Below are 21,473 nucleotides of genomic sequence, written 5' to 3'. Positions count from 1 at the left end.
GCGATGCTCCCAACGACGTCCGGCGATGCACTCGCTGGATTGGAGGCGATGGGAGCGAGCGCGCAACACCAGATCTTGCAGGAGATGATCGCCTGGGTAGAGGCACATCCCGACGAGGCTGCGCTGCAGACCGGATTCGAAAACCGCGCCGCGGCGCTCAGCGCGCTTGATGAGCGCTTCTATGCGGTAGAACGAGAGCAGCCAATGATACCACTCGCGGCCCGATGGATCGCGAGCTGGCCCGAATTGCACGCCGTCGCGCAGGAGCAGTATGCTTCTGAAATCGAGCGGCTTGCGCAGCTTAACCCACATCTGTCCCACCGCCGGATCTGGCAAAGCGTTCGCCACATCAGCTTCCAGATGACTGACGATTTGCAGATCACGATCGCGGCGGCCTGTGGGGCGGTGAGGCCTGACCCGGAGCTCAAGGTCATGGTGCTTCCAGGATTCGACACGGATGTGGAGGGGCAGCAATGCACGGCGTTCGTCGTAAGGACCAACAAGGGCTCGCGGCTATGCGCCTTTGACGAGGCGGGTGGACGATTTTATGAACTTGCGAAGCCCCCTACGATAGTGGGCGCGCGGCTGTCGACTGTGGGGACTGACACGATCCAGAATTTCTCGAGAATTGCCGAGCAAAACTTTGCGGCCGAAGCGATCGACCTGCTGTTGCGGAAGTTAAGTCTGGGTCCCACGGCGGTGATCACGGCCTTGAGCGTCAGCGACGATCGAGCCAGTTGGTGTGCGGTCACAGGAGAGACCAGCGTTTTGGTCGAAACATTTGGCGACCGCGCCCAGGTCATCGGATCTGACGGTGAACTCGTGCTCACGGTCATGCGAGACGAAATCGAGCGTCATGCCGCAGACGCGGCCGTTGGGCGCGACAGCCTGCAAGACCGGCCATAACCCTCGCGATTTGCGCCATTTTGCGGTTGAGGCGACCGAGCCACCCTTGACGCCGTCCCCGGGCCATGGTGAGTATCCGCCCCATGAGCACCGCCGTCCGCCCATCCCGTCTTTGGTGGCGCACCTCCTAAGAGGTGGCCGGTGCGATTTATTCTCCCAAAATCGTCTGAGGTCGCCCACGCAGTGCGGCGGCCTGATCGTTTGTCCTGTGTGGCGTTCCCTCGACAAGTTTCGTAAGAGGACCCCATGAACAGGACCGTCTTTGCCCTTCCGGCTCGAAGCGACTATGTGACCCGCGCGGGGCTTGCGATCACGCGCGTGGCGGAACAGTTTTCCGGCGGCGCCAACCGGCTCGACGATCTCGTCAGCCTGCTCGACCGCCGCCGCGGCGTGGTGCTGTCGTCGGGTACGACCGTGCCCGGCCGCTACGAGAGTTTTGACCTCGGCTTCTCCGACCCGCCGCTCAAGCTCGAGACCACCGGCGTCAATTTCAAGCTGGAAGCGCTGAACGCGCGCGGGGAGGTGCCGATCGCCTTCCTCGCCGACGTCTTGCGCGAACCCTGCGTCGTGATCTCCGAGACGACGCCCACGCGCCTTGCCGGTCATATCATTCGCGGCGAAGCCCCGATCGACGAAGACCAGCGCACGCGGCGCGCCAGCGTGATGTCGCTGGTGCGCGATCTCGTCGCCGCGTTCTCCGCCAACGACGACGGCGTGCTCGGCCTGTTCGGCGCCTTCGCCTACGACCTCGTGTTCCAGATCGAGGACCTCGTGCAGAAGCGCGCGCGCGAGAGCGACCAGCGCGACGTCGTGCTCTACGTGCCCGACCGCCTGCTCGCCTATGACCGCGCCACCGGCCGCGGCGTCGTGCTCACTTACGATTTCGTGTGGAAGGGCAAGTCCACCGCGGGCCTGCCGCATGAGACCGCCGAGAGCCCATACCTCAAGACACCGCGCCAGGGCTTTGCCGATCACGCGCCCGGCGAATATCAGGCTACGGTCGAGACCGCGCGCGCTGCCTTTGCGCGTGGCGATCTGTTCGAGGCGGTGCCAGGGCAACTCTTCGCCGAGCCCTGCGATCGCTCGCCGGCGGAAGTGTTCCAGCGGCTCTGCGTCATCAACCCGTCGCCGTACGGCGCCCTGATGAATCTTGGCGAGGGCGAATTTCTCGTCTCGGCCTCACCGGAAATGTTCGTGCGCTCGGACGGACGCCGGGTCGAGACCTGCCCGATCTCGGGTACGATCGCGCGCGGTACCGATGCGATCGGCGATGCCGAGCAGATCCGCCAGCTCCTGAACTCCGAGAAGGACGAGTTCGAGCTCAACATGTGCACCGACGTCGACCGCAACGACAAGGCGCGCGTCTGCGTTCCCGGCACCATCAAGGTGCTGGCGCGTCGGCAGATCGAGACCTATTCAAAACTCTTCCACACCGTCGACCATGTCGAAGGCATGCTGCGTCCCGGCTTCGATGCGCTCGATGCGTTCCTCACCCATGCCTGGGCGGTCACCGTCACCGGCGCGCCAAAACTCTGGGCGATGCAGTTCGTCGAGGATCACGAGCGCTCGCCGCGCCGCTGGTATGCCGGCGCGATCGGGGCGGTGAATTTCGACGGCAGCATCAATACCGGTCTCACCATCCGTACCATCCGGATGAAGGAAGGCCTTGCGGAAGTGCGCGTCGGCGCCACCTGTTTGTTCGACTCCGATCCCGCCGCCGAGGACCGCGAATGCCAGGTCAAGGCCGCAGCCCTGTTCCAGGCGCTGCGCGGCGATCCGCCGAAGCCGCTGTCGGCCTTTGCGCCCGATGCCACCGGAAGCGGCAAGCGGGTGCTGCTGATCGACCATGACGACAGCTTTGTGCATATGCTGGCCGATTACTTCCGTCAGGTCGGCGCCGACGTCACCGTGGTCCGCCATGTGCATGCGCTCGACATGCTCAAGCAGAAGCGGTGGGATTTGCTGGTGCTGTCGCCCGGGCCCGGCAGGCCTGAGGATTTCGGGATCAAGAAGACCATCGACGCGGCACTGGAGAACAAGCTGCCGGTGTTCGGCGTCTGCCTCGGCGTCCAGGCGATCGGCGAGTATTTCGGCGGCGAGCTCGGGCAGCTCACGCATCCCGCCCACGGCCGGCCCTCGCGGGTTCAGGTGCGCGGCGGGCGGCTGATGCGCAATCTGCCGAACGAGATCGTGATCGGCCGCTATCACTCGCTCTATGTCGAGCGCGACAGCATGCCGGAGGTGCTATCCGTCACCGCCAGCACCGAGGACGGCGTCGCCATGGCGCTCGAGCACAAGACCCTGCCGGTCGCCGGCGTGCAATTCCATCCGGAATCGCTGATGTCGCTCAGCGGCGAGGTGGGCTTACGAATTGTCGAGAACGCGTTCCGTTTGGACGCGCGCGCTGATTGAGAGGCACCATGACTTTTGACCACGATCTGAAGGCGAGCGTCCGCACCATCCCGGACTACCCGAAACCCGGGATCTTGTTCCGCGACATCACCACGCTGCTCGCGGATGCGCGTGCGTTCCGCCGCGCGGTCGACGAGCTCGTCAATCCCTGGGCCGGCAACAAGATCGACAAGGTCGCCGGCATGGAAGCGCGCGGCTTCATCATCGGCGGCGCGGTGGCGCACCAGGTGTCGGCCGGCTTCGTGCCGATCCGGAAAAAGGGCAAGCTGCCGCACACCACCGTGCGGATCGCTTACTCTCTCGAATACGGCATCGACGAGATGGAGATGCATGTCGACGCCATCCAGCCCGGCGAGCGCGTGATCCTGGTCGACGACCTCATCGCCACCGGCGGCACCGCGGAAGGCGCGGTGAAATTGCTGCGCCAGATCGGCGCCAATGTGGTCGCCGCCTGCTTCATCATCGACCTGCCCGATCTCGGCGGCGCCGCCAAGCTGCGCGCGATGGACGTGCCGGTGCGCACGCTGATGACGTTCGAGGGGCACTGAGCCAGGACGCCGAGGAATATCGCCCGGGTAAATTCTCGCCTAGGACCGTTGCAGGATCAGGCTGAGCTCGAGCTCGCGGAAGGCGAGATAATTGCGCCGGGTCCACTGGTGCAGCTCGGTCGAGGCATCCTTCTCCTGGCGCAGATAGCCGGTAAAGGAGAAGTTCAGGCGGCCGATATAGGTCTTCAGGAAGCCGGGCAGCGCCGGCAGGCGCAACAGCCGGCCGCCGGCCATCGCTGCCGGCAGCTCGCCGCGCACGATGTGCTCGTTGTCCACCGTGATCAGATTGATCCGCGGGATCTGTTCGCGCAGCATCTCGTGGGCGCGAGCCGAGACGCGGTCGGTGTCGGCGACGAACAGGATCATCGGCGCGACGTGGCGGCGCGCCGCCTCTTTCCACAGGCCGATTTCCTCGGTCATCTTGAAGAACTCGTCGAAAGCGTGGAAGCCGAGGTCGATCACCTTGGCAACCCCGTCATCGACGATGACGCGATCCATCAGCTGCATCTTGCCATAGGTGTCGATCACGTCGGCGGTCTCCGTGATCTTCGGCAGATAGTCGAGCAGCGACGGCTCCTTCAAGTTGACGTCGAAGGCCACGACGTTGCCGTTCTTGAGCAGCAAAAATTCGCTCAAAAGCCGCGCCAGCAGGGTCTTGCCGACCTGCGGGCGGGGCGAGCAAATGATGTAGAGGGGCGTCGCGGGCATCGATAGCTATATCAGTCGAACTTGGCGACCAATCCAGCCGTATCCGCCCGGCTTGCGCAACTATTTTTCGCTGTTGCGGCTCCCGGATTTCGTCGAGCCGACGATATCGGTCAGCCGGATCCGGTCGAATTCGCTCCAGACGTTCGCAAGCCAATGCCGGACATAGCCGCGCAGCACGAACGAATAGTTCGCGGCCTCGTCGTTGATGCCCTTGTTGGCGACGAATTTCAGGAACGGGACGGAGGACACCTCGACCTGCTCATAGGCCATTTCGTTGAGCTTGGGGATGGTCAGCTCGGTCGCGTCCTTGATGCGGTTGAAATACGATTGGTAGGTCGCCTGATCCCACTGGAAGAACTGGGTATCGTTGATGAAGTTCTTCACCAGGAAGTATTTGGCACCCCCCATGAAGCCCGCGGTCTCGGCGATTTCGTCCAGAGAAGCGATCGAGGGTCCGAGGATGTGGAACACGGCAAAGGTGATCTGGCCGGCCTTGGCGGCGTCGAGGAAACCGATGTCGCGCAAGGAGGCGAGCGCCGGCGAGAGCAGGCCGGCGCGGACGTCGATCACGGTGACCGACGGGCTCGTCGCGTTGAGCGTGTCGAAGATCTTCATCTGATCCGACGTCGTCGTCATGTCGACGATCTCGGTGATGTCGGGGTGGAAGCGCTTCAGGGTTCCGCGCGGCGACTCGGTGTCGAAGGCGCGCGTCGGCACGTTGTTGGCGGAAAAATAATCGAGCAAGGTGCGCGACACAGTGGTCTTGCCGACCCCGCCCTTGTCTGCGCCCACCACAACCACTGCCGGCTTTGCCATTGCTGTCCCCTAACGCGCGCCCCCGATCGCGAAGTCGCAATCGGCCGGGCCCCAAATCGATGTCGCAAAGATGTCCCAAGTCTGCTGTTGGGCGCGAACATGGCAGAAACAAGGGATAATTCAATTCCGCAGGGCCCAGTTACGGCAATTCCCGAGGTTTTTCGCAATCGCGACGAAACCCGCCGCGCATGGCGTCAAATCACGCTCAATGGCGGCCCCAAGGACCCATAGGATTTCCTGTGGGATTGCCCAAGGAATTACCTATCGGGTTGCTGCTGGCGGTTCCAGCGGAGCTGGGTGCGGGCAACGGCGGCGGACTGGCTGCGCCGCCTGCGTCGTTCCAAGGACCTCGCCTGGGACCCTGGCGCAGCGGCGGTGGAGTGTCCTGCCGGTCGGCTTGCGCGTCTGGCTCCTCGGCCTCGTCGGCGGGAGGCGGCAGCGGGCCAGGATCATGGCCGCCGGCGAACTTGACCAGTGCGTCGACCCGGGACTGCACCGACGGGTGGGTCGCGAACAAATCGGCAAAACCCTCGCGTGGATTGTCCACACAGAGCTCCATCACTGCCGAGGTTGCGCCCGGTAGTTCGCCGCGGTTCTCGATCTTGCGCAGGGCCGAGATCATGGCGTCCGGGTTTTTCGTCAGCTCGACGGAGCCCGCGTCCGCGAGATATTCGCGCGAGCGCGACAGCGCGAGCTTCACCACCTGCGACAACAGCCAGGCCACCACGATCAGCACGACCGCGATGATGATGACGATCACCGCGCCGCCCCCCGAACTCTTGCTGTCGCTCGACGACGAGGACGATCGTGACGACGAGGAGGAGCCCGACGACCACGAGCCGCCGGAGCCCCAGCTGAAATTCGTGAACAGGCGGAAGAACAGTTCGCCGAAGAACCCGACCACACCCGCGATGATGACGGCGACCACCATGAGCTGCACGTCGCCGTTCTTGATGTGGGTCAGCTCATGGCCCAGCACCGCCTCGATCTCCTTGTCATCCAGCGCATCGAGGAGACCGGTGGTGACGGTGACCGAATATTGCCGTGGATTGAGGCCGGTCGCGAACGCGTTCAGCGCCGGGCTCTCCATGATCTTCAGCTTCGGCATCGTGATGCCGCGCGAGATGCAGAGATTTTCGAGCAGATTATAGAGCCGCGGCTCCTCTTGCCGGGTGACGTCGTGGCCGCCGGTCACCGCATCGATCATCGACTGGTGGAAGAAGTAGGCGATCACGACCCAGGCCGCTGCCACGACGGTCGCAACCGGTGCGGCGACTTTCAGATCATAGAAGGCGCGTCTCAGATAATGGACGACGGTCTCGTCGCCATTGATGACGACTTCGGCGATCAGCGCGCCGGCATAGACCAGCACATAGACCAGCGCGAACAGGCCGGCGAGCAGCAGCATCGAACGAAACTTGTTCGAGGCGATGTGCGTGTAGAGACCATACGCGGCCATGACGCGATGCCCTGCCGGCCTATCGGCTCAACTCAGAACTTCACCTGCGGCGTGGCCTCGACCTCGGTGCGGCTGGCACCGAGATCGAAGAAGTCCTTCTTGGTGAAGCCGAACATGCCGGCGAACAGAGCGGCGGGCATCTGCTGGATGCCGGTGTTGTATTCCTGGACCGCGTTGTTGAAGAAGCGGCGGCTGGCTGCGATCTTGTTCTCGAGATCGGACAGCTCGCTGGCGAGCTGCTGGAAATTGGCGTTGGCCTTCAGGTCGGGATAGGCCTCCGACAGCGCGATCAGCCGGCCGAGCGCGCCGGAGAGCTGGGTCTCGGCCGCGGACACTTGTGCCGGTCCCTGCGCCGACATCGCCGAATTGCGCGCCTTGACGACGTCGTCGAGCGTGCCGCGCTCATGCGAGGCATAGCCCTTCACCGTCTCGACCAGGTTCGGGATCAGATCGTGGCGCTGCTTGAGCTGCACGTCGACGTCGGCAAAGGCCTGGCCGACGCGTTGGCCCAGCGCCACCAGCCGGTTGTAGGCGGCGAAGGCAAAGAACACGAGGACGACGATAACGCCGAGGACGATCCAGCCGGTCGACATGGAGAACTCCTGAAGGGGGAAGGGCGGGCGCTAGGGTAGACCAAATTGGTGCGGAGCGAGAGCCCCGCGCAGAGGGGAGGTAGGATTTGGTCGGATGAGGGGCTATCCGAGTTCAAGGTGAAAGAGCCGGAGGAAGTTAACTTTCGGCAATGGCGGCATCGCCCCAGCGCCAGCGCCGAGCGCTGGCATAGGCGGCCTTGTCACGGCGCGGCACCTTCGTGATCGCGAGGCCTTCCCCGGTGCACACCTTGGCCGTGATCTCGGCCTTGCCGACATCCGGCGGCGCCAGCACGCGTGCGGCGCGGGTTGCCGGCGGCGTACGGGTCAGCGCCACGTAGATGAATCGCTCGTCCTCGAACGGCACCTCGGCGCCCTTGATCTGGCGATGAGCCTGCGAGCGCGGCAAGCGCTGGGAGAAATGGCACCAGTCGGGCGCCGCCAGCGGACACGGCTTTTCGTGCGGGCAGGGTGCGGCGACGTAGGCGCCCGCCGCGATCAGTTGCTGGCGCAAAGCGAGGATGCGGGCGTAGCCGGCGGGCGTGCCGGGCTCGATCACGACCAGCGCGTGGCGCGCTTTCGCCCACATCGCTTCCGCGAGCTTGCGTTGATCGCCCTCACTGAGCTCGCCGATGACATAGCTCGCGACGACGAGATCGGCTTGCGAGACCTCGGCGAGGTTCGCGCCGGCATCGCCCGGCAGATAGCGGCAATCCGCCAGACGCGTGCTGTCGCGCGCCAGTTCGAGCGCGAGACGGCTGAGCGTGGCGTTGGCGTCGAGCAGGGTGAAATCCTGCAGCGAGGAGAACGCCTCCGCGGCGGCCCAGCTCGCGGTGCCCGGACCGGCGCCGACGTCGAGCAATGTTTCCGGAGCGAAGTCCGGTGCGATCTCGGTCAGCGCATTCAGGCTCGCCGCCACCGCCGCGTAGGTCGCCGGCATGCGCGCGAGCGCATAGGCGAGCGCATCGGCCTCCGACTTGATCGTGCCGGAGCCGCCGCCTGTGCGATAGGTGGTCGAGATTTTCTGCGATCGTTGCGCAGCGTCGGTGCGGGAAAAGCCCTGCAGCTTGCCGTCGAGGGCCGCTTTCAGTTCGGCGGGGAGCGTCGGAGAGATCATGTTTGATCATCCGCTTTCGCGGATGACGACGTCAATGGGTGCGTGACGGGCGCGGGTTCACGCCACGTTCTGGTCGAGAATGTCCACCGCCTCTTGCAGGTTCACCGATACCAGTTGCGAGACGCCGCGTTCGGCCATGGTGACGCCGAACAGGCGGTTCATCCGCGCCATCGTGATCGGGTTGTGGGTGATGATGATGAAGCGCGTGTCCGTCGAAGCGGTCATCTCGTGCAACAGGTTGCAATAGCGCTCGACGTTGTGGTCGTCGAGCGGCGCGTCGACTTCGTCCAGCACGCAGATCGGCGAGGGATTGGTGAGGAACACCGCGAAGATCAGCGCCATCGCGGTCAACGCCTGCTCACCGCCCGAGAGCAGCGACAGCGTCTGCGGCTTCTTGCCCGGCGGCTTGGCGATGATCTCGAGGCCGGCTTCGAGCGGGTCATCGCTCTCGATCAAATGCAGCGCGGCTTCGCCGCCGCCGAACAGCTCGACGAACAGGCGCTTGAAGTGGTTGTTGACGACCTCGAACGAGGTCAGGAGCCGCTCGCGCGCCTCCTTGTTGAGGCTCTGGATGCCCTGGCGCAACCGCTTGATGGCCTCGACGAGGTCGTCGCGCTCGGTGACCAGACCGTTGTGCTGGGTCTCGACCTCGCGCAGCTCTTCCTCGGCGCGCAAATTGACAGCCCCCAGGCGCTCGCGATCGCGGCGCATTTTTTCGAGGTCTTCCTCGATATCGTGCAGCGGCGGCAGCTCCGTGCCGGATTCGATCTCTGCGAGGCCGGCAACGGCCTGCGGTTCGACCTCCAGCATGTCGCGGATCTCGCGCTCGATGTCCTCGAGCCGGCGCCGCGCGCCTTCCATGCGCTCCTCGGCGCGGGCGGTGGCCTCGCGCGAGCTCGACAGCGCCTCCAGCGTCAGCTTCGCGACGCGATCGGTCTCGGCCATCGCGTTTTCCGCGGTCGCCAGCGCGTCAGCGGCCATGCGGCGGTCGTTCTCGGCGTATTCGATCTCGGTGATCAGCGCGCTGCGCTTCTCCGCGAACACGGCCGGCGCGTTCTCGAGATCGCTGCGCTCGATCGTAAGCTCGGCAATGCGGGCCTGAATGGTGTCGATATGCGAGGCCGCGCTCTCCTTGCGGTTCTGCCACTCGGTGCGTTCGGCGAGGATCGCCTGCAGGCGGCGGTCGGCCAGCTCGGCTTCGCGCGCCAGCGCCTGTGCCTCGGCGCGGACCTGGGCGGCCATGCGGCGATGACCATCGATGTCGCTGCGGACGGCGGCGAGACGGGTTTCGGTGTCCTCGCTCGACGGCAGCTCGGAGATCCCGGCTTCGGCGTATTCATAGGCGGCTTCGGCCTCGGCACGGTCGGCGGCCAGGCGGCTGTGCGCTTCCGAGAGCGTCGCCTTGCGCGCGGCGTGGCGGCTGATTTCGCGCTCGACCGTGGCATGGCGCTCGCGCGCGACGTTGAGCTCGCGCTGCGCGGCGCGCCAGGCTTCGCGGCTCGCACCTTCGGTGCTGGCGGCCATCTGCAGCTCGGCCTCGGCGTTCTCCAGCGCCTGACGCTTGATCTGCGCGTCGATGCGGGCCTGCTCCAGGTCGTTCTCGATGTCGACGAGGCGGGCGCGCTCGGCAAGCCGCCGTGCTGCGCCGGTCGGCGCGTGGGCGGCTGCGACAAAACCGTCCCAGCGCCAGACGTCACCTTCGGGCGACACCAGCCGCTGGCCGGTCTTGAGCTGCGAGACCAGCTCGGCGCCGCGCTCGCGCGGCACCACGCCGATCTGCGCCAGGCGGCGGGTCAGCTCGGCCGGGGCCTGCACGTGGCTGGCGAGCGGCACGACGCCTTCGGGCAGTTCCGGATCGCCGTCGGTGACGCCGGCATTGGTCCAGCGCATCGGTGCGGACGGATCGACCGGCGCGTCGAGATCGTCGCCAAGCGCCGCGCCGATCGCCTTTTCGAATCCCTTGTCGACGGTGATGCCGTCGATGATCGGCGGCCACAGATTCTTGGTTTCGCCGTTGAGGATCTTGGAGATCGTGCGCGCCTCGGTATCGAGCCGCTGCACGCGCTTGTCGGCTTCGACCAGCGGCGAGCGCGAGGATTCCAGCGTCTGCCGGGCGGCGACGTGCGCGGCTTCGCTGGCTTGAGCCGCGGCTTCCGAGGCTGCCAGTGTCTGCTCGGCGTTCTCGACCGTCGCGGTCAGCTCGTCGAGATCGCCGAAGCCGCCGGTCGCCTCGGTGAGCTTCTGCTCTTCCGCCGCGACGTTCGAAATCTCCTGGTCGAGCCGGGCGAGCTTGTCGCGGTGGGTTCGAACGTTGGCTTCGAGCTGATTGCGCTTGGCGGTGAGGTCGGCGAGCGCGGTGGTGAGCTCGGCGAACTGCTGCTCGGTTTCGGTCAGCACCGCCTCGGCTTCGGCGACACGCTCATCGACGCCGGAGCGCTTCTCGACGCGCGACTTGATCTCTTCCTTCAGCTCGGCATCTTCAGCGTCGAGGCGCTGCAGCGCGACGTCGGCGTCCATGGTCTGCTGCTGGGCGCGCGAGATGTCGCCTTCGAACTGGGCGAGGCGCCGCTCGAGTTCCGCGACGCGTTCCTTGGCGCGCTCTTCCTCGCGATCGAGCAACTCGCGGGCGTTGGTCAGGCGCTGCAGCCCAGCCGCGGCGCGGGCTTCGGCGTCGCGCAGCGCCGGCATTTCGGCAGCGCGGATCGCCTGGATACGGGCGGCCTCGGCCTGGTGCTGGGTGCGCTCGGCCATCTCGCGGACGGCGAGATCGTGGGTGTGGCCGGATTCGTTGACGTCGGCATGGGCGCCGATCCAGCGCAGGTGGAACAGGGTGGCTTCCGCCTTGCGGACCTTGGCCGCGACCTCGCGATAGCGCACGGCCTGGCGCGCCTGCTTCTTCAGGCCTTCCATTTGCCCCGCGAGCTGGCCGATCACGTCCTCGACGCGGGTGAGGTTGGTTTCGGCCGCCTTGAGCCGCAGCTCGGCTTCGTGGCGGCGGGCGTGCAGGCCGGCGACGCCGGCGGCGTCTTCCAGCACACGGCGGCGCTGCTCGGGCTTGGCCTGAATGATCTCGCCGATCTTGCCCTGGTGGACGAGGGCCGGCGAGCGCGCGCCGGTGGCGGCGTCGGCGAACAGAATCTGCACGTCGCGGGCGCGCACGTCGCGGCCGTTGATGCGGTAGACCGAGCCGGCCTCGCGCTCGATGCGGCGGGAGATTTCCAGCAGCTGGCTGTCGTTCATCGCCGCCGGCGCGGTGCGATCGGAATTGTCGATCGTCATCGTCACTTCGGCGTGGTTGCGCGCGGGGCGATTGCCGGAGCCGGCGAAGATCACCGCGTCCATGTCGGCGGCGCGCAGCGACTTGTAGGAGGTCTCGCCCATCGCCCAGCGCAGCGCCTCGACGAGATTCGACTTGCCGCAGCCGTTGGGGCCGACCACGCCGGTCAGGCCGGGCTCGATGACGAAGTCGGTGGCCTCAACGAAGGACTTGAAGCCGTGAAGGCGCAGGCGGGTGATTTTCATAAGCACGCATCTCTGTTGGCAGGCGCGAATCCCCCTGCCGGGACAATACCATGGAAGGCAATGTCGCTATCCGGGCGAGTCGCGCGAGGCGCCTCATGCGGTCGGACAATGGCCGCGGTGCGCCGCGAGGGCAACCGGCGAAAGCCGCTTTTCCCAAGGGATTTATGCCGGGAAAGATACGGCTTTCGAGATGCGAATCAGAATCTTGACGAGCGAATCAGCTCTTGAGCAGCGGATTGATCTTCTTGGCGAATTCCTCGAACGAGGTCTCGCCCTTGATCTTCTCGCCGTTGACGAAGAACGTCGGCGTCGAATCGACCTTCAGAACGTCGCTGGCATATTTCTGGTCGGCGGCGATCTTGTCGAGCAGCGCCTGGTCCTTCAGGCAGGCCTCGACCTGCTGCTGGGTCAGACCGGCCTGCTTGCCGATCCGGGTCAGGGTCTCCGTGGTGTTCTTCATCACCCAGTCGTTCTGCTGGCGGAACAGCATGTCGGTGACGGCAAAGTATTTCGGCGCATCGCCATTGGCGATGCAGCGCGACAGCATCGAGCCGGCGGCGGCTTTGATGTCGAGCGGGAACTCGCGGAAGACGTAACGCACCTTGCCGGTGTCGATGTATTCCGACTTGATCTTGGGAAACACCTGCTCGTTGAAGGCCGCGCAATGCGGGCAGGTCATCGAGGCGTATTCGGTGATGGTGACGGCGGCGTCCTTCGGGCCCAGCGCCATGTCGGGCAGCGACACCGGCTTGGCCACGTCGCCGGCCGCCGCCTGCGCCATGGCTTCAGGGATCATGGCATCGGAGATGAACCGCAGCGGCGAGAACCCGGCGAGCGCGGCAAGCCCGGTCAGCGACAGCATCGACGTGAAGGCGCGGCGGGTGATGATCAAGGTCGGCTCCCGGATTGGCGTGGTCTCGCCCGAAATTCCCATTCAGACGGCCTGTCGCTAGCTTGAAACGTCGTTTGAGGCAATGGCGAGCGGCAAGGAGAGGTCCAGTTTGGCCGCAGAATAAGGCTCAATTTCGCTTGATGGCGGCCCCGAGGCGCGCCAGCGCCGACTTCAATTGTTCATCTTCGATGTCGCCCAGGCGCTCAGCCACCTCGGCCACCGATTTGGCGTCCGGCGGGCCGGGTCGGGTTGGCCGCCGGGCGCGCGACAGAGGGGCCTGGCGGAAGGCCAGCTTGCCGACCGCGCTCCAGCCGAAGAAGCGGTTGACCCGCTGCAGGATCACATCGGCGGAGTGCTGGATCTCCAGCGCCATCGGCCCCTCGACTCGCAGCACCAGCGTGGCCGGCTCCTGCGGCTGGCCCTCGACCGGCCGCGGCCATTGCATCTTGAGCGGCTCGGCATGGGCCGCGATCTCCGGCCCGGCAATCTGCGCCCATCGCGTCACCAGTTCGCGCGCGGCAAAACCCTGCTTGGCATAGGCCTCGGCGAAGACGTCGTTGAGCAGGAGCGACAACGGCTTGGCGCTGATAGGACCGGGTTTCATGGGGCGAAGTTTGGACATGGGACCTTATAGCACTCCGGCGCGTCGGCCACAGGCTCTTCGCCGCGAAGAAAAACGTGGATGCCCGCGACAAGCGTGGGCACGACGTGGAGAGATCGGTGCATTGCCGCTACAGTGCGAACATGAGCCCCAAATCCGCCCTCAAGGCGAAATCGGAACCAGTTCCGCCGGAGACCTCGTCGCGCCCGCTCGCGCTGCTCCAATGGTACGACCGCCACCGCCGCCGCTTGCCCTGGCGCGCTGCGCCCGGCGAGGCATCCGACCCTTACCGCGTCTGGCTGTCCGAGATCATGCTGCAGCAGACCACGGTGAAGGCGGTCGGGCCCTATTTCGAAAAATTCGTCGCGCGCTGGCCTGATGTCACCGCGCTCGGGCGGGCCTCGCAAGACGACGTGCTGCGAATGTGGGCCGGGCTCGGCTATTATTCTCGCGCCCGTAATCTCCATGCCTGCGCGGTCGTGGTGACGCGCGAGCATGGCGGCGCCTTTCCCGACACCGAAGTGGGCCTGCGTGCGCTGCCGGGCATCGGGCCCTATACGGCGGCAGCGATCGCGGCGATCGCGTTCGACCGCCGCACCATGCCGGTCGACGGCAATATCGAACGCGTGGTCTCGCGGCTCTTTGCAGTTGAAGAAGAGCTCCCGCAGGCCAAGCCGCTGATTCAGGAGTTGGCTGCGACGCTGCTTGCCGACTCTCGCGCCGGCGATAGCGCGCAGGCGCTGATGGATCTGGGGGCCTCGATCTGCACGCCGAAAAAGCCAGCCTGCTCGCTATGCCCGCTGAACGAGGACTGCACGGCGCGCGCGCTGGGAACGCAAGACACGTTTCCGCGCAAGGCACCGAAGAAGAGCGGCGCGCTACGGCGCGGCGCCGCCTTCGTTGTCACGTGCGGCGACGAGCTTCTCGTCCGCAGCCGTCCCGAAAAGGGTCTGCTCGGCGGCATGACCGAGGTACCGGGGTCGGATTGGCTGGCCGGGCAGGACGATGCCAAGGCAAAACAGCAGGCGCCCGAACTGAAGGGGCTGTCGCGCTGGCAGCGCAAGATCGGCGTGGTTACCCACGTCTTCACGCATTTTCCGCTGGAGCTGGTGGTCTACACGGCGAGGGTCGAAGCGCGGACGCGGGCACCCGCGGGCATGCGCTGGGTGCCCATCGCCACGCTCGCCGACGAAGCGTTGCCCAACGTCATGCGCAAGGTGATTGCGCATGGATTGGACCCCTAGCAGACCATCCTGCTGACAACATGCTGGCAGCAGGCCTGCGTTAGCTGTGGTCGGCAACGGAGGCTCGCATGATCAAGACCGCGCTGGACAACTTTCCCAGGCCGCCCTGTGCCGAGCTATTGGGGTGGCGCCTGCTCGATGCCCGTCCCGGGGAAGGCTGGATCAAGCTCGCCTTCGACGGCAAGCCGGAGTTCTGCAATCCGGCCGGCTTCATCCAGGGCGGCATGCTCTCGGCCATGCTCGACGACACGATGGGCCCCGCCGTGCTGGTGATGAGCGAGGGCCGGCTCTACACCACCACCATCAGCATGACCGTGAACTTCCTGGCGCCCGCGAAGCCCGGACCGATCATCGGCGAGGCCAAGGTGACGCAGCTCGGCAGGACGATTGCGTTCGTCGAGGCAAAGCTGATGGCGGAAGACGGTACGCTGCTGGCGACGGCGACCGCGAGCGAGCGGCTGCTGGAGGCGGCGAGGGTGGTGGGCAAATAGCTGCCGCGCACTCTTTTCTCCTTCTCCCCTTGCGGGAGAAGGTGGCGCGAAGCGCCGGATGAGGGGTTTGTCTCGGCGAGTTCAAATGAGAGTTAGACTCGCGGAGACAGACCCCTCACCCGAGTGAGCTTGCGTCTACCGGCGTCGCTGCCCTCTCCCGCAAGGGGCGAGGGCGCATCAACGTGCGTCTCGCTTCGTGCGAATACTCATTTCGTCGCGCGCGCACTCGCGCTCACGATCGGCGGCTTGGCATTCAGCGCTTCCACCTGGAAGCCGGCGACGCGCTTGTAGTTGGCGGCAACATCCTCCAGCTCCTGTTGCGACAGCACGTCGGTGACGACCTTGTAGCCGTCGGGCGCGCGCTCTTCGACGAGCTGCATCACCTGTTCGGGGCCGTTCTTGCGGTTGAGCAGGACGAGGCTGGTGGTTGCAGGCCGCCGCTCGGCCTCATAGGCGAGCAGGGCCGCTTGCGTCGGGCCGTGCGCCAGGATCTCGCGCGTGATGGTACGGGCATCGAGGATCGCCTGCGAGGCGCCGTTGGAGCCGATCGGATACATCGGGTGTGCGGCGTCGCCCATCAGCGTGACGCGGCCGAAAGTCCATTGTGACACCGGATCGCGGTCGACCAGCGGATATTCATAGGCGTGCGGGCAGTTCTTGATCAGGCCGGGCACGTCGAGCCAGTCGAACTGCCAGCTCTCGAACCAGGGCAAGAACTCCTCCAGCCGCGCGGTGCGGTTATAGTCCTCGCGGCGCCATTGATAGGTTGGCGGCATGTGGCGCTCGGCAACCCAGTTGATCAGATGGTTGCCCGCGGCGTCCGGTTCCTTCGAGATCGGATAGCAGACGAATTTCAGGATCTCGTGGCCGGCCATGATCATGGTGCGGCCGCTGAGGAAGGCTTTTGCAGGCGTGACACCGCGCCAGAGGATGCGGCCGTTCCAGATCGGCGGGCCTTCGTCGGGATAGAGTTTTTCTCGGGCGGCGGAATGGATGCCGTCGGCGGCGATCAGGATCGTGCCGTCGTAAGTCCCCGCGGTCTTGCCGGTGGCCTTGTCGATGAAATCGGCGCGGACGCCGTCTGCGGTTTCGCTCCAGCCGGTCAGATGATGGCTGGTGAGGATGTTGTCGCGACCGAGGCGCTCGACCACGGTGTCGAGCAGGAGCTGCTGGAGCGTGCCGCGATGGATCGAGAATTGCGGCCATTTATAGCCGGCCTCCAGTCCGCGCGGCTCGCTCCAGATCGGCTTGCCGTGCTTGGAGAAATAGGCGAGCTCGCGGGTGCGCACGCCGCTGGCATCGAGCTTGTCCATCAGCCCGAGCTCGATCAGCTCGCGCACCGCGTGCGGCAGCACGTTGATGCCGACACCGAGCGGCCGCAGCTCGGCGACGCTCTCGAACACTTTTACGGGAATGCCGATTCCGTGCAGGCTGAGCGCAAGCGTCAGCCCGCCGATGCCGCCGCCGGCGATGAGTACGGTCATGGGAGCCCCTCCAACTCGGGGCGTCTTGGCACAGCCGGGCGCCGGTGGGCAACTGCGAAGAGAAGTTCGTGCTATGGACCTCGGGGCCCGCAGCCGTTACCTTCCGGCTTTCCCATGAGGTCCGACATGCTCAAGCTCTACTACGCCACCGGCACCTGCGCGCTCGCCACCTACATCACCCTGGAAGAAGCCGGCGCCGACTACGCGGCGGAGCGGCTGAGCTTCAAGACCAACCAGCAGAACAGCGCGGAGTACCTCGCGATCAACCCGAAAGGCCGCGTGCCCGCGCTGGTGACCGATCGTGGCGTCCTGACCGAGACCCCGGCGATGCTCGCCTATCTCGCGCAGACCTTCCCCAAGGCCAAGCTCGCGCCGCTCGACGATCCCTTCGACTTCGCCCAGGTACAGTCGTTCAACTCCTACCTCTGCTCGACCGTGCACATCAACCATGCCCACAAGATGCGCGGCGCACGCTGGGCGAGCGAAGAAAGCTCGTTCGCCGACATGAAGGCGATGATCCCAAAGACCATGGGCGCCTGCTTCGCCCTGATCGAGCAGAAGATGTACAAGGGGCCCTGGGTGATGGGCGAGCAGTTCACGATCTGTGATCCTTATCTCTACACCCTGTCGACCTGGCTCGAAGGCGACAGCGTCGACATCAACGCGACGCCGAAGATCGCCGATCATTTCAAGCGCATGTCCGACCGCCCCGCCGTGCGCAAGGTGATGAACGCGCAGAAGGCGTAGGGCTCTTGCAGGGTGGGCAAAGGCGCGAAGTGCCGTGCCCACCATCTTTGCAAGCCATAAAGAAGTGGTGGGCACGCTTCCGCGTTCGCTCTTCGAGCTATGGCGGGCAAGTCGCTTTGCCCACCCTCGGCTTCTCCAATTCCCGTCCCGTCTCTAGCATCAGCCGCCGCAACCAGATTGAGCCCGGATCCATCTGCGCGCGGGTCGGGTAGAACATGAACTGCTCGTCGATGCCGGGGTCGAGCGGCGGCGTCACCGTGACGAGGCCGAGCTGCTTGGACAGCGCCCCGATCAGCCGGCGCGGCACGAAGGCGACGAGGTCGGTACGGGCGGCGACGTGCAGCGCTTCGAGATAACCCGGGACGACCAATGAAATGTGCCGGTCGATGCCCTTGGTGCGCAGCCAGGTGTCGATTAGGTCCTCCGGCTGGCCGCGGATAATTACGCCGACATGGCGTGCGGCCAGGAACGTCTCGCGCCGTTTCAGCTTCGCAGCCATGGGATGGCCGCGCCGCACTGCCAGCGCGTCGCTGTCGGTGTAGAGCAGCTGGCGGTGAAAGCCCTTGAAAGCGTTGCCGATCGAGATCACGAGGTCGATGGTGCGGGCGAACTCGGCGTGGAAAATCGCCGGTCCCCGCCACGGCACCACGTCGATTCGGACATTGGGGGCGGCCTGCGTCACTTTTTGCATCAGCGGCGGCATCAACAGCTCGACCGCGAGGTCCGGCATCATCAGTCGGAATTGCCGCTCGCTGCGCGCCGCATCGAATTCATCCGATACGAACAGCCCGCGCACTTGGTCGAGCGCCTGCGCCAGCGGCGCGCGCAAGGCTTGCGCCCGCGGCGTCAGCTCCATCCGCGCGCCCGCGCGGACCAGGAGCGGATCGCCAAAGATGTCGCGCAGGCGCTGCAGCGCATGACTCGCCGCCGGCTGCGACAGCCCGATCCGCAAAGCGGCGCGGCTGACGCTGGCCTCGCGCAGCAGCGCGTCGAGCGCGGTCAGGAGATTGAGGTCGAGCGAATTCAAATTCATGAGGTGAATAGATATCATATCCACTATCGATTTGAAGAATTTAGAGCCGGCGGCGATGATTTCAATGTTCTCACCAAGGGAGATGCCGCCATGAGCGCGAGCGCCAACAAGAAGCTGATGCAGGATATCTTTGCAGCCGCCGCCAGCCGCGATCCGGCTGCGCGCGACCGCGGCTTGTTCACCGAAAGTCTTGCCGACGACGCCAAATGGATCGTGACCGGCCAATACTCCTGGTCCCGCACGTTTTCGGGCAAAGAAGCGATCCTCAACGACCTGCACGGCTATGTGCGGACCCGCCTTGTCGACCGGACACGGACGGTCGCCCATCGCTTCATCGCCGACGGCGATGTCGTCGTCGTCGAAGCGAAGGGCGACAACGTCACGCCCGAGGGCGTGCGCTACGACAACGACTATTGTCTCGTGTTTCGTCTCGAGGACGGCAAGATCAAGGAGATCCGCGAATATTGCGACTCGGTACTGACCGAGAAGGCCCTCGGCCCGTTTCCGCAAACGGCCGTGAGGGCCGCGAGCTGAGCGGATCGAGCGGCGTCGCGTCCGCCGACCGGGGCCATCCGCCGCGGTCGGCGATGATCGTGTCGGTGGCGCAGGCGGACAGGCTGCAGCGGCATGCACGGCGCTGCGGACTTCGCGCCAATACCTTGCTCACCTGCCGATAAAATCAGCAGATGTTGTGCCGTCTGATGCATGCGCGCGCGAAAAATTTGAAGGTTCAATTAACGAGTGTCCCCCATTGTGTCGCAGTGCAGCGTGGTTCGCGAACAACGCGACCCGCGGCTGCCGGGGTGGCCTGACAAATCGCCGGAGTTGTTCGTCCGCCCGAATTGACATGCTTCTGAGTGGACAGTGGGAATGCCGAAGTTTCGTTTGCGGATCAGGGGACGCCTGTACGCAGGTTTCATGGCCTTGGTGGCGGTTGGTCTTGTGATGGCGGTGGTTGCCATCTGGAATTTGCGGTCCGTTCAGGATCAGGTCGCAAAACTCTCCGCGTTGTCGGACAGCACGGCGCGTATCCTGGAGATATCGACCCATCTTCAGGCCATCCAGCGGGCCAATCTGCGCTACATTTACGACGCCAACGAGCCTGCGATGCGGGAGGCTGCCGAGCGAGAGACTGCGGCGACCGGGCTGTTGCAGCTCGGAGCAAAGGGCACCCTCTCGGAGGAGCGGCGGAAGCTCTACAACGATCTGATCGCCGACATCGCGAAAATGAAAAGCCTGCGCGACAGTCTCGGCGACGCCGTCAACGAGGCGCGGACCGGCAAGGCGACGCTGTTACCGAGTGGCGAGGAGCTGACGGTCAAGATGGCCAAGCTGGTCGACGTGGCCCGCGCCGCCGCCGACGACGACACGGTGTCGCTCGTCGCGGACCTCGAGTCCCGGGTCCTGCTGGTTCGAATCGCGAACTGGCGCTTCCTCGCTCTGCGCGACACCAACGGGCCCACCGCCTTCAGAACCAATGTCGACAGGGCGGTGCAGCGGCTGGCAGCCGTCGAAAGGAGCCCGCAGGCGGCGGACCTTCGGTCGTCTCTGACGCCTGTGAAGACCGCGCTCGGTATCTATAAATCCGCGTTCGAAACGACCTCCGCCGCGATGCTGCGGTCCGATGAGATCTACCACAAGGATCTCGCACCGCTCATCTCCGCGAGCATCGCCAAGCTCAAGGTCGCGGAAACCACCTTGAAGACCGATTACAAGGATTCGCGCACCGCGGCCGATGCCGTCATCGACGGCACGACCTCGCTCCAGGGGATTGCGGGCGGCCTCGCCGTCCTGTTCGGGCTGATCGTCGCCTTCTTGACCGCCCGCAGCATCGTGGGGCCGCTGACCTCGATGACGCGCGCAATGGGGCTGCTTGCCGGGGGCAATCTCGCCGTCGAGATCCCCTCGCGCGGCAAGGCCGACGAGATCGGCGACATGGCCAAGGCGATCGACGTCTTCAAGACCAACATGATCGAGACCGAAAGGCTGCGCCATGAGCAGACCGCAACCGAGGCCCGGCAGGCCGAGGGCCGCAAGGCCGACATGGCCCGGCTCGCCAGCCAGTTCGAGCAGGCGGTGGGCGAGATCGTCGATACCGTATCCTCGGCATCGCACGAGCTCGAGGGCTCGGCCGGCACCCTGACCGCGACCGCGAGGCGCGCTCAGGATCTCTCCACCGAGGTGCAATCCGCCTCCCAGGAAGCCTCGGCCAATGTGCAGGCGGTCGCCTCCGCGACCGAGGAGCTGTCCTCCTCGGTGACGGAGATCGCGCGCCAGGTGCAGGAATCGGCGCGCATCGCGGGCGAAGCCGTCGGTCAGGTGAGCAAGACCAACGCGCGCGTCAGCGAGCTCTCCAAGGCTGCAGCCCGCATCGGCGACGTGGTCGAACTGATCAGCACCATCGCCGGCCAGACCAACCTCCTGGCGCTGAACGCCACCATCGAGGCGGCGCGCGCGGGTGAAGCCGGCCGCGGCTTTGCCGTGGTCGCCTCGGAGGTCAAGGCGCTTGCCGAGCAGACCGCGAGGGCCACCGGTGAGATCGCCCAGCAGGTCTCGGGCATCCAGGCCGCGACGGAGGAGTCAGTCGGCTCGATCAGGGAAATCAGCGGCACCATCGAGCGGCTGTCGGAGATCTCGTCGACGGTCGCCGCCGCCGTGGAGGAGCAGGGTGCGGCGACGCAGGAGATCTCCCGCAACGTCCAGCAGGCGGCCCAGGGCACGCAGCTCGTGTCGTCCAACATCGGCGACGTGCAGCGCGGGGCGTCCGAGACCGGCTCGGCTTCTTCGCAGGTGCTCTCGGCGGCACGCTCGCTGTCGGCCGACAGCAATCGCTTGAAGCAGGAAGTCGCCAACTTCCTGAACTCGGTCCACGCCGCCTGAGCCTCAAAAGCAAAAGGCCACGC

The 21,473-nt window shown here is 65.5% G+C and carries 18 protein-coding genes; 8 read left to right on the top strand and 10 right to left on the bottom strand.

Going from position 1 to position 21,473, the window contains the following annotated elements; translation table 11 throughout:
* The first annotated feature begins 3 nt into the window (after window positions 1-3).
* The 3 genes from ACVIN2_RS10750 (at window position 4) to ACVIN2_RS10740 (ending at window position 3,866) form a co-directional block, all read left to right on the top strand.
* The gene (locus tag ACVIN2_RS10750; protein ID WP_456765599.1) at window positions 4-906 is read left to right on the top strand and encodes a DMP19 family protein; all 903 of its coding nucleotides are present in this window, start codon (window positions 4-6) and stop codon (window positions 904-906) included.
* Between the two features lie 246 nt (window positions 907-1,152).
* Window positions 1,153-3,318 (top strand): anthranilate synthase component I, encoded by a 2,166-nt coding sequence (locus tag ACVIN2_RS10745; protein ID WP_456765598.1) that lies wholly within the window; start codon window positions 1,153-1,155, stop codon window positions 3,316-3,318.
* A gap of 8 nt (window positions 3,319-3,326) precedes the next feature.
* Window positions 3,327-3,866: an adenine phosphoribosyltransferase gene (locus ACVIN2_RS10740; protein ID WP_007595035.1), complete on the top strand. Its 540-nt coding sequence runs from the start codon at window positions 3,327-3,329 to the stop codon at window positions 3,864-3,866.
* A 39-nt stretch (window positions 3,867-3,905) separates the two neighbouring features.
* Here the strand turns inward: ACVIN2_RS10740 and ACVIN2_RS10735 are convergent, their stop codons facing one another.
* The 8 genes from ACVIN2_RS10735 to ACVIN2_RS10700 form a co-directional block, all read right to left on the bottom strand.
* Window positions 3,906-4,574: a hypothetical protein gene (locus ACVIN2_RS10735; protein WP_456765597.1), complete on the bottom strand. Its 669-nt coding sequence runs from the start codon at window positions 4,572-4,574 to the stop codon at window positions 3,906-3,908.
* A 60-nt stretch (window positions 4,575-4,634) separates the two neighbouring features.
* Window positions 4,635-5,390 carry a P-loop NTPase family protein gene (locus ACVIN2_RS10730; protein WP_027516412.1) on the bottom strand — a complete coding sequence of 252 codons (756 nt, stop codon included), beginning with the start codon at window positions 5,388-5,390 and terminating at the stop codon, window positions 4,635-4,637.
* A gap of 205 nt (window positions 5,391-5,595) precedes the next feature.
* Window positions 5,596-6,849, bottom strand: coding sequence for a M48 family metallopeptidase (locus ACVIN2_RS10725; protein ID WP_456765596.1), 1,254 nt, complete (start codon window positions 6,847-6,849; stop codon window positions 5,596-5,598).
* A 32-nt stretch (window positions 6,850-6,881) separates the two neighbouring features.
* Window positions 6,882-7,442: a LemA family protein gene (locus ACVIN2_RS10720; RefSeq protein ID WP_456765595.1), complete on the bottom strand. Its 561-nt coding sequence runs from the start codon at window positions 7,440-7,442 to the stop codon at window positions 6,882-6,884.
* 136 nt (window positions 7,443-7,578) lie between these two features.
* On the bottom strand, window positions 7,579-8,556 hold the full coding sequence (locus ACVIN2_RS10715; protein ID WP_456765594.1) for a small ribosomal subunit Rsm22 family protein: 978 nt from the start codon (window positions 8,554-8,556) through the stop codon (window positions 7,579-7,581).
* 57 nt (window positions 8,557-8,613) lie between these two features.
* The gene (smc, locus tag ACVIN2_RS10710) at window positions 8,614-12,078 is read right to left on the bottom strand and encodes a chromosome segregation protein SMC (protein WP_456765593.1); all 3,465 of its coding nucleotides are present in this window, start codon (window positions 12,076-12,078) and stop codon (window positions 8,614-8,616) included.
* Between the two features lie 217 nt (window positions 12,079-12,295).
* Window positions 12,296-12,970 (bottom strand): DsbA family protein, encoded by a 675-nt coding sequence (locus ACVIN2_RS10705; protein WP_456769691.1) that lies wholly within the window; start codon window positions 12,968-12,970, stop codon window positions 12,296-12,298.
* 127 nt (window positions 12,971-13,097) lie between these two features.
* Entirely contained in the window at window positions 13,098-13,592 is a 495-nt protein-coding gene (locus ACVIN2_RS10700) for a DUF721 domain-containing protein (RefSeq protein WP_106945134.1), read from the bottom strand.
* A gap of 122 nt (window positions 13,593-13,714) precedes the next feature.
* On the opposite strand from ACVIN2_RS10700, the gene mutY reads away from it, so the two are divergent.
* Both mutY and ACVIN2_RS10690 read left to right on the top strand, forming a co-directional pair.
* Entirely contained in the window at window positions 13,715-14,815 is a 1,101-nt protein-coding gene (mutY, locus tag ACVIN2_RS10695; protein WP_456765592.1) for an A/G-specific adenine glycosylase, read from the top strand.
* Between the two features lie 68 nt (window positions 14,816-14,883).
* Window positions 14,884-15,306, top strand: a complete 423-nt coding sequence (locus tag ACVIN2_RS10690; RefSeq protein ID WP_456765591.1) for a PaaI family thioesterase — start codon at window positions 14,884-14,886, stop codon at window positions 15,304-15,306.
* Window positions 15,307-15,512: 206 nt separating this feature from the next.
* On the opposite strand, the gene ACVIN2_RS10685 is transcribed toward ACVIN2_RS10690, so the two are convergent.
* Window positions 15,513-16,790, bottom strand: a complete 1,278-nt coding sequence (locus ACVIN2_RS10685; RefSeq protein ID WP_456765590.1) for a flavin-dependent oxidoreductase — start codon at window positions 16,788-16,790, stop codon at window positions 15,513-15,515.
* A 126-nt stretch (window positions 16,791-16,916) separates the two neighbouring features.
* On the opposite strand from ACVIN2_RS10685, the gene ACVIN2_RS10680 reads away from it, so the two are divergent.
* Window positions 16,917-17,537 carry a glutathione S-transferase family protein gene (locus ACVIN2_RS10680; RefSeq protein ID WP_456765589.1) on the top strand — a complete coding sequence of 207 codons (621 nt, stop codon included), beginning with the start codon at window positions 16,917-16,919 and terminating at the stop codon, window positions 17,535-17,537.
* 97 nt (window positions 17,538-17,634) lie between these two features.
* Here ACVIN2_RS10680 and ACVIN2_RS10675 read toward each other — a convergent pair whose 3' ends face one another.
* Entirely contained in the window at window positions 17,635-18,570 is a 936-nt protein-coding gene (locus ACVIN2_RS10675) for a LysR family transcriptional regulator (RefSeq protein ID WP_456765588.1), read from the bottom strand.
* Window positions 18,571-18,660: 90 nt separating this feature from the next.
* Here ACVIN2_RS10675 and ACVIN2_RS10670 point away from each other — a divergent pair, with 90 nt between their 5' ends.
* Both ACVIN2_RS10670 and ACVIN2_RS10665 read left to right on the top strand, forming a co-directional pair.
* Window positions 18,661-19,104 carry a nuclear transport factor 2 family protein gene (locus tag ACVIN2_RS10670; protein WP_456765587.1) on the top strand — a complete coding sequence of 148 codons (444 nt, stop codon included), beginning with the start codon at window positions 18,661-18,663 and terminating at the stop codon, window positions 19,102-19,104.
* 336 nt (window positions 19,105-19,440) lie between these two features.
* Entirely contained in the window at window positions 19,441-21,450 is a 2,010-nt protein-coding gene (locus ACVIN2_RS10665; RefSeq protein WP_456765586.1) for a HAMP domain-containing methyl-accepting chemotaxis protein, read from the top strand.
* Window positions 21,451-21,473: the final 23 nt, after the last annotated feature.

The organism is Bradyrhizobium sp. USDA 3650 (genome assembly GCF_054057395.1).
Note: the sequence above shows the minus strand (reverse complement) of the source record. Positions and strands in the feature narration are given on the sequence as shown.

Bases quoted from the DNA above. Each gene is read 5' to 3' on its own strand.
- ACVIN2_RS10750 (WP_456765599.1), top strand. From the start codon at position 4: ATGCTCCCAACGACGTCCGGCGATGCACTCGCTGGATTGGAGGCGATG.
- ACVIN2_RS10745 (WP_456765598.1), top strand. From the start codon at position 1,153: ATGAACAGGACCGTCTTTGCCCTTCCGGCTCGAAGCGACTATGTGACC.
- ACVIN2_RS10740 (WP_007595035.1), top strand. From the start codon at position 3,327: ATGACTTTTGACCACGATCTGAAGGCGAGCGTCCGCACCATCCCGGAC.
- ACVIN2_RS10735 (WP_456765597.1), bottom strand. From the start codon at position 4,574: ATGCCCGCGACGCCCCTCTACATCATTTGCTCGCCCCGCCCGCAGGTC.
- ACVIN2_RS10730 (WP_027516412.1), bottom strand. From the start codon at position 5,390: ATGGCAAAGCCGGCAGTGGTTGTGGTGGGCGCAGACAAGGGCGGGGTC.
- ACVIN2_RS10725 (WP_456765596.1), bottom strand. From the start codon at position 6,849: ATGGCCGCGTATGGTCTCTACACGCACATCGCCTCGAACAAGTTTCGT.
- ACVIN2_RS10720 (WP_456765595.1), bottom strand. From the start codon at position 7,442: ATGTCGACCGGCTGGATCGTCCTCGGCGTTATCGTCGTCCTCGTGTTC.
- ACVIN2_RS10715 (WP_456765594.1), bottom strand. From the start codon at position 8,556: ATGATCTCTCCGACGCTCCCCGCCGAACTGAAAGCGGCCCTCGACGGC.
- smc (WP_456765593.1), bottom strand. From the start codon at position 12,078: ATGAAAATCACCCGCCTGCGCCTTCACGGCTTCAAGTCCTTCGTTGAG.
- ACVIN2_RS10700 (WP_106945134.1), bottom strand. From the start codon at position 13,592: ATGTCCAAACTTCGCCCCATGAAACCCGGTCCTATCAGCGCCAAGCCG.
- mutY (WP_456765592.1), top strand. From the start codon at position 13,715: ATGAGCCCCAAATCCGCCCTCAAGGCGAAATCGGAACCAGTTCCGCCG.
- ACVIN2_RS10690 (WP_456765591.1), top strand. From the start codon at position 14,884: ATGATCAAGACCGCGCTGGACAACTTTCCCAGGCCGCCCTGTGCCGAG.
- ACVIN2_RS10685 (WP_456765590.1), bottom strand. From the start codon at position 16,790: ATGACCGTACTCATCGCCGGCGGCGGCATCGGCGGGCTGACGCTTGCG.
- ACVIN2_RS10680 (WP_456765589.1), top strand. From the start codon at position 16,917: ATGCTCAAGCTCTACTACGCCACCGGCACCTGCGCGCTCGCCACCTAC.
- ACVIN2_RS10675 (WP_456765588.1), bottom strand. From the start codon at position 18,570: ATGAATTTGAATTCGCTCGACCTCAATCTCCTGACCGCGCTCGACGCG.
- ACVIN2_RS10670 (WP_456765587.1), top strand. From the start codon at position 18,661: ATGAGCGCGAGCGCCAACAAGAAGCTGATGCAGGATATCTTTGCAGCC.
- ACVIN2_RS10665 (WP_456765586.1), top strand. From the start codon at position 19,441: ATGCCGAAGTTTCGTTTGCGGATCAGGGGACGCCTGTACGCAGGTTTC.